The following is a 9,074-nucleotide window of genomic DNA, read 5'->3' as shown; positions in this document are numbered from 1 at the left end:
CGCCAGGCCTCAGGCGGCCTCGCTTCGACCACCGCTCTGGCGGAATCGACCGAGGCGGAACAGTAATCGGGCCTATGACCCGAAGCCAGTATTGCGCGGATGACTAACGGTGGCTCGCCTGAGCTGGTACAAGATGCTGAAACGGCTCCGCTGGCACGGGACCGTTGTAAAATGTAGGTGGCGTGATGGGCGTGTTATTCGATCTGATTTACGAGGGACTCATTCACTTTGTGCCACCTTGGCTTCAATGGGTGCTGATGGCGCCACTGATCGCCTTCCTGGCGTTTTTGGTCGCCGCCCATCTCTATCCCGACCTAATTTAAAACTGACCCTTCCCAAACGGGCCTTCCCCTACACCTTTATCAATAAGGTCGTCCGTCCTTATGGGTGAACACCCACTTGCCGTCGACCATCTGCGCCTGCAGGTCGTCTTGCGGGTAGAAGCCCTCGTCCCCGGCGGTGCGGTCGCCGACCTCCAGATAGACGACGTCCTTGGCGGTGCGATTGACGATCAGATGGGCGATGCCGGCAGCGGGGAAGCCGGCGCACATGCCGGGCGCCAGGACCATCTCGCCCTCGTCCGTGACCAGCGTCGGTTCGCCTTCGAGGACGTAGACGAACTCATCCTGCTTGCTGTGCCTGTGCAGCAGCGACGCCTCTGCGCCGGGAGCAAGGCGGGTGAGGTTCACCCCGAAATTGGTCAGTCCGAAAAAGTCGCCGAGCGCCCGCTTCTGGCGTTTGGAGAGGCGCGAACCGAAAGGCTCCGGGTGCGGCGGCGGGGTGGTGCGTGGCGGCACCGACATCGCATCCACCGCCACGACATTCTGCTTTGCTCGCTCGGCCACAACACCCCTCCATTCTCGAGACCTTCGCGGTAGCAGACCGGGGCACCTTTTCAATGCCGGGCCTCGGCGGTGAGAGACCGTCGGCGCAAGATCCCACCCCCATCCTTGGCATCGCACATGCTTGGAAAACCAGGGAGATTTCCTATCTCGGTATCGAGCAACACGATGGAGCTGGATGATGGCAAGCGGTTGGGCGCGGGACGGCGCGGTGCAGGATCAGATCGACGACACGGTGATGGACGCCGTGCTGAACGCGCGTGCGCGCCTGCCGGCCGGCGAGAGCGAGACTTATTGCCTGGTCTGCGGCGACGAGATCCCGGAGGGCCGCCGGATCGCCCTTCCCGGCGTCAAGACCTGCACGCCATGCCAGTCCGCGCGTGACAGCCGACCCGCCCATTCCGGCATCAATCGCCGCGGCAGCAAGGACAGCCAGCTCCGCTAGCAGCGGTCCGCTTCACGCGATGGGGACTGCTGCATAAGGTGCCGAGTCAGTCAAAAACCGCGGGCAAAAACCGTTCAGCCTAGCTAGTCGAAGGCCTTTTCTCCTCTGAGCAAGAAAGGAAAGCGGTTCGACAAGCTCACCGCGAACTGAGTTTTGCTGCCGCAACGTGGCCATCCGGTCGCCTTTCGCCCGATCTACTTCCGCCCGCTCGCTGGAGGCTTGAGGATCGGCGACATTCCGCTAAGCCTGCCGGCTCTTTGGACAAGGCGTATCGAATGGCAATCTGGCATAAGGAAATCCTCGACCTCGCGGCGATGACCGAGCGCAGCGGAGCGTCGATGCCCGGCCATCTCGGAATCATCTTCACGGACTATGGCGAGGATTGGCTGAAGGCGCGGATGCCGGTCGATCGGCGCACACGCCAGCCGTATGGGCGGCTGCACGGCGGCGCTTCGGCCGCGCTGGCGGAGACGGTCGCCTCCGCGGCCGGCGCAGCGACGGTTGACCCGGCGGTCTCGAGCGTGGTCGGCCTCGAGATCAACGCCAATCATATCCGCCCGGCGATGGACGGCTATGTCGATGCCGTCGCCAAAGCCGAGGCGCTCGGCCGCACGACCCAGGTCTGGACGATCCGCATCACCAACGAAGCGGGAAAATTGGTCTGCCTCTCGCGCCTGACCTTGGCGGTCATTCCCAAGCAGCGCGCCTGAGATCCGTCACCCAGAGGCGCGCGGGCGGCTCAGGCGTGCTCGAGGGTTTTCGCTTCCGCCACCCGGACGTCAGCGTCCGACGCGACCGGTTCCGGGCGCGCCGGTGCCGCAGGTTCGGCCGGCTTAGCCTGATTGGCCGCCCTGGCGCGCGCCTGACGGGCCGCGTTCGAGACCTCATGCGATGAATAGAGACGATAGTGGCACATGGCTTGCTCCTCTCGAGGCGGACTGCCGCTCGGGCCGGTGGACTCGCCCGTCAAGCGACGTGAGCCGCCAGCGCATCAACGCCCGGCGGTCGTTCCGGTGCCGCGCTCGGCGGCTCAGGCCATCGCCGCCATCCAGACGGCCATCGCGACCATCATCAGGTTTTCGGTCAGCGAGACGAAGCCCAAAGGCACGTTGCTGCTGCCGCCGACGCAGGCGCATTTGAGCTCGCGCTTTTCGATGTAGACGGCCTTGAACACCGAGACGGCGCCGACTGTGCCGATGAACAAGGCGAGCGGGACCGACAGCCAGTTGAGCACGCCAGCGGTCATCAGCACGCCCGCGGCACCTTCGGCGAACGGATAGATAGTGCCGTAAGGCACCCAGCGCCTGGCGAGCAGATCGTAGTTGAGGAACATCGTCGAGAAGGTCTCGATATTCTGCAGCTTGAGCAGGGCGAGCACGCACATCGAGAAGGATATGAACCATTCGCCCGTGCGGATCGTCAGCGCGTCGCCGGTGACGGCATAGCTCGCCGCCATCGCCATCAACGCGGTGATCGTGAACAAGGCGATCACCGGGCGGTAGCTGCTCGCCTTCGGATCGGCGACGCGAAGCCCGAGAAAGCGCCGCAGATCGTCATAGCCGCCGATCCGCCGGCCTTCGATGAAGATCTGCGGCGTCGTTGCGACATCATGCGCGGCCTTGAAGGCCTCAGTTTCCTCGCGGCTCCTGAGCCAGTGATCGTCAACCTCGTAGCCCGATCGCCGAAGGAGATATTTGGCCTTCAGGCCATAAGGGCAAATGTGCCCCGGCATGACCATGCGGTGGAGCTCCGCTCGCCTGGCTGCCGCGGGATGGGATGCCATCGTCTGGTTCGCCGTGTCGGCCATGCTCGCTCTCCTCGACCTGCTCGATATGGGGTCCGGGAACGCACCAGCAAAGCCCCGCGGCCGCGGATCAGCCGCGTTCGAGCTGCTCGCGCTGCGCGTCCTCCTGCGCCTGCAGCTCCGGAGTGAACTCCTCACCGAAGTCGGCGGCTTCGAACACCCGCCGTATCTCGATCTCACTTGGCCCGGGCATCGGGTTGGGGCATTTTTTCACCCATTCGACCGCCTCGTCCATGTCCTTGACCTCCCACAGCCAGAAGCCGGCGACGAGCTCGTCGGTCGCGGGAAACGGCCCGTCCACGACGGTGCGGCTCGCGCCGTCGAACCTGACTCGCTTGCCGTTCAAGGACGGATGCAGGCCTTCGCCCGCCTTCATGATGCCGGCGTTGATCAGCTCCTGGTTATAATTGCCCATTGCTTCGAGCAGCTCGGTCGAGGGCATCACCCCGGCCTCGCTGTCGCTGGTGGCCTTGACCATGACCATGACACGCATCTTTCACCTCCCTGGAGCAGCCGGCGGAGCGGCCCGGCCTGTCTCCTCGCCTTTACCGGCCGCGCCGGCATCTCGCCACATCAACCGCAGCGACACTGCCTGACCCGGAAGCCCCGCTAGCGGGTCGACGAGCGCGGCTCGCGCGCGGCGATCCGTGCCATGCGCGACGGACGGCTCGGGTCCGGCTGCGCGGCAGCCGTCGTCCAGCCGAGATGGGGAAAGCTCACCGTGCGCTTGCCCGACAGATCGGTGCGACAGACGATCAGGCCCTTTTCCTCGATATAGTCGAGCATGCGGCGCACCCGGCCGCCCGAGGCGGTGCCGTAGAGAGCGGCGAGCCTGGCATCGCTTGGACATTCGGCGCCATCGCACGCCGTCCGCGCGAGCAGAAGGAACGGCGCGAGCATCTCTTCGGGCAGGGACGAAGCCAGCGCGAGCACCGGCTCCCAGCGGGGCTCGTCTTCGATCCCCGCACGCGCGAGCGCGAGGCGCCTGCCGAATTCGATGAGGTCGAGCGCCGGAACCGCGCCACGCATCCGGCACCGCACCATGAAATCCTGGTAGAGCGATGCCCGGGGCTGCGATGCGCCTTCGGCGACCATCTCCGCCACCACCTCGCCAAGCACCGCCCGCTCCTCCTCGGGATCGAGCGACGGCGCATCGGGAACCGGCGCGAGCGCCGGGGCAGCGATCGAGCGGAGGAGATCGGCAACGGGCAGCGGGTCGGGAATGACCGGGACCGGCAACTCTTCCCCCGGTGACGCGAACAGGAGGTCGTGCATGTCGCCGGCGGGCGCTGCCGGCAGCGGCACGAGCTTCGGGCTGGCGCTCTTTGCCAGGGTGCGAACGTCTCCGATCCTGATGCTGAGCGGGCGGCGCGTGATCGCCGGCCCGAGTGCGAGGAACTCGCCGCGTGCAAGGTCGCGGATCGCTTCGGCCTGGCGGCGTTCCATGCCGAGCAGATCGGCCGCGCGGGCCATGTCGATGTCGAGGAAGGTGCGGCCCATCAGGAAGTTCGACGCCTCGGCCGCCACGTTCTTGGCGAGCTTGGCGAGCCGCTGCGTCGCGATGACGCCGGCGAGGCCGCGCTTGCGGCCGCGGCACATCAAATTGGTCATCGCGCCAAGCGATGCACGGCGCGCCTCGTCGGAGACCTCCCCGGCGGCCGCGGGCGCGAACACCTGCGCTTCGTCGACCACGACCAGAACGGGATACCAATGTTCGCGCGGCGCGTCGAACAAGGCGGACAGGAAACCGGCGACGCAACGCATCTGCCCTTCGACCTCGAGCCCCTCGAGATTGAGGACCACCGAGGCACGATGCTCGCGAAGGCGGCGCGCGACGCCACCGATCTCGGCGAGGCTGTACTGACTCGCGTCGATCGAGACATGACCGAAGGCATCGGAAAGCGAGACGAAATCGCCTTCCGGATCGACGACGACTTGCTGGACGTGGCCGGCGCTGCCCTCGAGCAGCCGGCGCAGCAAGTGCGACTTGCCCGAACCCGAATTGCCCTGGACGAGCAACCGGGTGGCAAGCAGTTCCTCGAGATCGACAACGGCCGGATTGCCGCTGCCGTCGATCCCCAAATCGATCGTGACGGTCATCGGCGAGGCTTTGGCCGATGCCCGCGCGCCGGGGCAAGCGCGATGCGATGGGATGCCGCAGATCAGGCTCGGCGGAAGCGGCGCCCCCGCCGGGCCTGTCAGGCGCTATGTCATGAAGCGCCGCTTCTGCGCAGCCGGAAGCGCAGAAAAGCGACGATCGCCAGCAACGGAAGCAGCCACGTGACCCGCGCCTGATAGCGGTCGAAAACGCCCGAGAGCATGCTGCAGACCGCGGCATTGGCAAGCAGCGCGGCGACGATCACGATCGTCAGGCCGGCAAGGATCGTATCGCCTCGCCGGCGCGCCGCCAGCAGGATGAAAGGGCTTGCGAGGCCGACGAGCAGCGCGACCACGCGATCGAGAGGCCAGGCAAGCAGGTCCAATCGTCCGTTCCCTTGGAGCGACGTTGCCCAGGCCGCGGCCGAGGACGGGAAGTGCTCACGCAATATTGGAAGAGCCACCCTCTCGACCGTGTTGGCTTCCAAGCCGTCGCCGGAGGCGCCCCTGAACAGCTGACGAAGCCAATCGCGGAGCGCGATGCGCAGCACGTCGGCCGGCCGCTCCGCGACCGTCCGTCTGATGATTTGAGCTTCCTCGGCACGGGTTCGCTCGGGTGCCGCGCGGTGCAGCGCCTCACGCGGGGACTCTTCATGCCAGAGATAGCCCTGGCCAGGCCGCCACGCGTGTTTCATCGCAGGCCGAGCCGCACAGAGCCCAAGCGGCCGCTCGGCGCAGGCGCGGTCCAGCACCTCGCCGGCGAGCCCGGCATCGAGCAGGCGTGCGAGCAGGAAGCCCTCGCTCCTCAACGCCGGCCGAAACTGGTCGCGCACGATCCAATTCCCCATCGACAGCGCGAGCACGGCCAGCAGCAAGGCAATCGCCGCCTGGGTTGCGCCGATCAGCGCTGTCCGCCGCAGCCCAAGCCAGACGCCGGCGAACAGGGCCACCGGGATGAGCAATACGGCGATGGCGATATGGCTGAGGTGAAAAGTGATCAGCACGGAGAGCAAGAGGACGAACAGCAGGCACGCGCCGCGTGGGCTATCGGGGGGCGCAAAGACCAGAAGGAAGATCAGCAATATTGTCAGCCCGGTGAACAAATCGGGCATCAATTGGCCGACAAACCATGGCAGGCTGCTCGCCCCCGCGAGCAGCGCGGCGGCGGCGACCAAAGCCAGCGGCGACCGGAGGCCGGTGACCCTCTCCAGCAAAACGCCGATCACCCAGGTGGCGAACAGCGCCTGCGCGACGATCACGCCCCACAGGCCGAACGCAAGCTGGAACGGCGCGATCGCCAGCCCGTAGGTCGGCGGCCTGTCCCACGGATAGCCGAGCAGCTTGCTTACGCTCAGATAGGCGCCGCTATCGGGGAAGAACAAAGGCGAGCCGTTGGCGAAGGCAATCCAGAGCAAGAGCAGAGCGGCGAGCAAATGCGCGGCGGGCCACGCGAGCCGCGGCCGGTGGACGATGAATTTCTCGCCGGGCGTCATTACCCTTGCGTTTCAAACCAGAGGCGGGTCGTCAACCAAAGCTTCGAGCAGGTGTCGCCGGCTGTCCTTCCGCTCAAATTCCCATTTGCGAAATTTTAGTCTTGTGCGTAGATGACCGGCACATCGGGGGCGGCGGCTTGCGCCGGTCCCGAGCATCAAGAGTGAGCCTTAACGGCTCACGCCAACCTGCCCTCCCGGGCAAGGTGGCGGTCCTGGAAGGACGATGCGGCCGAACCGGCAACCAAGCGGGATCGCGTCAGCCTCGTTCTTCCGAAGCGAAGGAAGAGGTGAATGAAGCTCGCGAAACACGCCCCCGAATATCACCGCGCGGCTGCTTCCCCTGCCCCTTTGCTCGGCACGGGCGGCGCATGTTGAAACACGCTGCCGATCCGGAGCCCGACAAGGCTGAAACCGGGCGCACCGACGCATTGCCGGTGCGCGACTTCGAGGTCGAGGTGCCGTTCGCACTGGGATCGGTGACCCGCGCGCGTCTGACCGGCCGGGACGACGCGCCGGTTGTGATCGTGCTCGGCGGCATTTCGGCCAATCGTTTCGTCTGCGGCTTCCCCGACGGACGACGTGGTTGGTGGCCGGGCCTGGTCGGCGAGGGCCACGCAGTCGATCCGCAAGCGTTCCGCGTGCTCGGGCTCGATTTCGCCGCTGACGAGACCGGCAAGACCGCGCCCTCGACTTTGGACCAGGCGGCGGTGGTCGTCGCCGCGCTCGACCAGATTGGGGTCGAGCGGGCGCATGGCTTCGTCGGCGCCTCCTACGGCGGCATGGTCGGGCTCGCGCTCGCGCAGCAATTCCCGGAGCGGCTGGGACGGCTGGTGGTGATTTCCGCGGGCGCCGAGCCGCACGCCGCCGGCACCGCGTGGCGCGACCTACAGCGCCGCGTGGTCGCGCTCGGCATCGAGGCGGGCACCGCCGCCGAGGCGCTGACCATCGCGCGCGGCATGGGGATGCTGAGCTACCGCACGGCGCCCGAATTCGGGCAGCGCTTCGAAGGCGGCCTCGATTCGCAGGACCCGCTCGGCCGCACCGAGCCCGGCGATTATCTGCGCGCACGCGGCGAGGCCTTTCAGGCAGTGATGACCCCCCAGCGTTTTCTCAGCCTTTCGGGATCGATCGACCGCCACCGCGTCGAGCCGGAGAAGATCAGCACGCCGACCCTGGTGATCGGCGCCGAGACCGACCAGCTCGTCCTCCCCAGCCAGATGGTGGCGCTGACCGAGCGGCTCGCCGGACCGGCCGAGGTCCATCTGCTCGAATCGATCTATGGCCACGACATGTTCCTGAAGGAGGCCGAGCGGATCGGCGCTTTGATCAAGCCGTTCCTGGATGCGAGGCCCAATGACCAAGAAGCGTAGCGCCGCGACGATCGTGGCGAATGCCGGCGTCGCCGCGGACGGCGTCCATGGCAGCGTCGCACCGCCGCTGTGGGCGTCCGACACCTATCGGTGGCGCGACGCCGACGACAAGCCGGACTATGATTATTCGCGGACGGTGAACCCGAACCGCGACATGCTCGCGGCGGCGCTCGCCGAGCTCGAAGGCGCGGCCGGCGGTGCGATCACCGGCTCCGGCCAGTCGGCGGCGCTGCTCGCGCTGCTGCTGGTGCCGCCCGACGCGCTCGTCGTCGCACCGCACGATTGCTACGGCGGCACCTACCGGCTGATCAAAGGCTTCGCCGACCAGGGACGGATCCGTGCCGCATTCATCGACCAGGGCGATCCCGCCGCGGTCGATCGGGCGATGGCCGACGCTCCGACAATGGTGTGGATCGAGACACCGAGCAATCCGTTGCTGCGCCTCACCGACATCGCCACGGTCGCGGCGAAGGCTAAAAAGGCCGGCGCGCTGGTGATCGCCGACAACACGCTGCCGACGCCCGTCCGCCAGCGGCCGCTCGAGCTTGGCTGCGACCTCGTCCTGCATTCGACCACCAAGGCGCTGAACGGCCACGGCGATCTGTTCGGCGGCGCGTTGCTTGCCGCCGACCCGGCGCTGGTCGAGACCTTGCTGTGGTGGACCAACGCCGCGGGCCTCGCCGCCTCGGCGCACGATGCCTGGCAGATCTTGCGCGGCCTGCGCACCCTGCCGCTCCGCATCGACCGTCAGGAAGCGAGCGCGAGGATGCTCGCCGAATGGCTCGCTCAGCACCCGCAGGTCGGGGAGGTTCATTATCCGGGCCTCGCCTCGCACCCCGATCGCGCGCTTGCCGAGCGGCAGCAGAGCGGGCCGGGCTTCATGGTCAGCTTCCGCCTGCTCGGTGACGACGGCGCGACCGCGAGCTTCCTCGCAGCGCTCGAGCTGGTCACCTTGGCGTCGTCGCTCGGCGGCTTCTCGACCTTGATCTGCAAGCCCTCGAGCATGACCCACCGCGGCATGCC

General features: G+C 67.0%; 8 protein-coding genes, 1 pseudogene and 1 riboswitch. Of the genes and pseudogenes, 4 read left to right on the top strand and 5 right to left on the bottom strand.

From position 1 onward, the window contains the following. Positions 1–362 precede the first annotated feature (362 nt). Positions 363–845: a cupin domain-containing protein gene (locus V6M48_RS09105; protein ID WP_332812223.1), complete on the bottom strand. Its 483-nt coding sequence runs from the start codon at positions 843–845 to the stop codon at positions 363–365. Positions 846–1,023: 178 nt separating this feature from the next. Here V6M48_RS09105 and V6M48_RS09100 point away from each other — a divergent pair, with 178 nt between their 5' ends. After that, positions 1,024–1,287, top strand: a complete 264-nt coding sequence (locus V6M48_RS09100) for a DksA/TraR family C4-type zinc finger protein (RefSeq protein WP_332812222.1) — start codon at positions 1,024–1,026, stop codon at positions 1,285–1,287. A 275-nt stretch (positions 1,288–1,562) separates the two neighbouring features. Continuing rightward, positions 1,563–1,997, top strand: a complete 435-nt coding sequence (locus V6M48_RS09095; RefSeq protein ID WP_332812221.1) for a hotdog fold thioesterase — start codon at positions 1,563–1,565, stop codon at positions 1,995–1,997. A gap of 320 nt (positions 1,998–2,317) precedes the next feature. On the opposite strand, the gene V6M48_RS09090 is transcribed toward V6M48_RS09095, so the two are convergent. The 4 genes and pseudogenes from V6M48_RS09090 to V6M48_RS09075 all read right to left on the bottom strand — a co-directional run bounded on the left by V6M48_RS09090 (position 2,318) and on the right by V6M48_RS09075 (position 6,681). Then, positions 2,318–3,094: a MauE/DoxX family redox-associated membrane protein gene (locus tag V6M48_RS09090; protein WP_443019069.1), complete on the bottom strand. Its 777-nt coding sequence runs from the start codon at positions 3,092–3,094 to the stop codon at positions 2,318–2,320. Positions 3,095–3,236: 142 nt separating this feature from the next. Beyond that, positions 3,237–3,584 (bottom strand): annotated as a pseudogene (locus V6M48_RS09085) (YciI family protein); the annotation flags it as partial. A 116-nt stretch (positions 3,585–3,700) separates the two neighbouring features. Beyond that, the gene (locus V6M48_RS09080) at positions 3,701–5,245 is read right to left on the bottom strand and encodes an ATP-binding protein (protein WP_332812224.1); all 1,545 of its coding nucleotides are present in this window, start codon (positions 5,243–5,245) and stop codon (positions 3,701–3,703) included. A gap of 56 nt (positions 5,246–5,301) precedes the next feature. Next, positions 5,302–6,681 carry a hypothetical protein gene (locus V6M48_RS09075; protein ID WP_332812220.1) on the bottom strand — a complete coding sequence of 460 codons (1,380 nt, stop codon included), beginning with the start codon at positions 6,679–6,681 and terminating at the stop codon, positions 5,302–5,304. A gap of 147 nt (positions 6,682–6,828) precedes the next feature. Continuing rightward, positions 6,829–6,936, top strand: a riboswitch (SAM-I-IV-variant riboswitch). A 113-nt stretch (positions 6,937–7,049) separates the two neighbouring features. Between V6M48_RS09075 and metX the strand changes: the two genes are divergently transcribed. Together metX and V6M48_RS09065 are read left to right on the top strand one after the other, a co-directional pair. After that, entirely contained in the window at positions 7,050–8,051 is a 1,002-nt protein-coding gene (metX, locus tag V6M48_RS09070) for a homoserine O-succinyltransferase MetX (protein WP_332812219.1), read from the top strand. Next, a partial coding sequence (locus tag V6M48_RS09065; protein WP_332812218.1) for a PLP-dependent transferase occupies positions 8,035–9,074 on the top strand: 1,040 nt, incomplete at its 3' end. The genes metX and V6M48_RS09065, both read left to right, overlap by 17 nt.

Source organism: Sphingomonas sp. (assembly GCF_036677245.1).
Lineage (GTDB): Bacteria > Pseudomonadota > Alphaproteobacteria > Sphingomonadales > Sphingomonadaceae > Allosphingosinicella.
The sequence above is the reverse complement of the archived record's forward strand: the minus strand, read 5'-3'. Positions and strand labels throughout refer to the sequence as shown.

Excerpts from the sequence above, each read along its gene's own strand:
- V6M48_RS09100 (WP_332812222.1), top strand. The coding sequence starts at position 1,024 with ATGGCAAGCGGTTGGGCGCGGGACGGCGCGGTGCAGGATCAGATCGAC.
- V6M48_RS09095 (WP_332812221.1), top strand. The coding sequence starts at position 1,563 with ATGGCAATCTGGCATAAGGAAATCCTCGACCTCGCGGCGATGACCGAG.
- metX (WP_332812219.1), top strand. The coding sequence starts at position 7,050 with ATGTTGAAACACGCTGCCGATCCGGAGCCCGACAAGGCTGAAACCGGG.
- V6M48_RS09075 (WP_332812220.1), bottom strand. The coding sequence starts at position 6,681 with ATGACGCCCGGCGAGAAATTCATCGTCCACCGGCCGCGGCTCGCGTGG.
- V6M48_RS09090 (WP_443019069.1), bottom strand. The coding sequence starts at position 3,094 with ATGGCCGACACGGCGAACCAGACGATGGCATCCCATCCCGCGGCAGCC.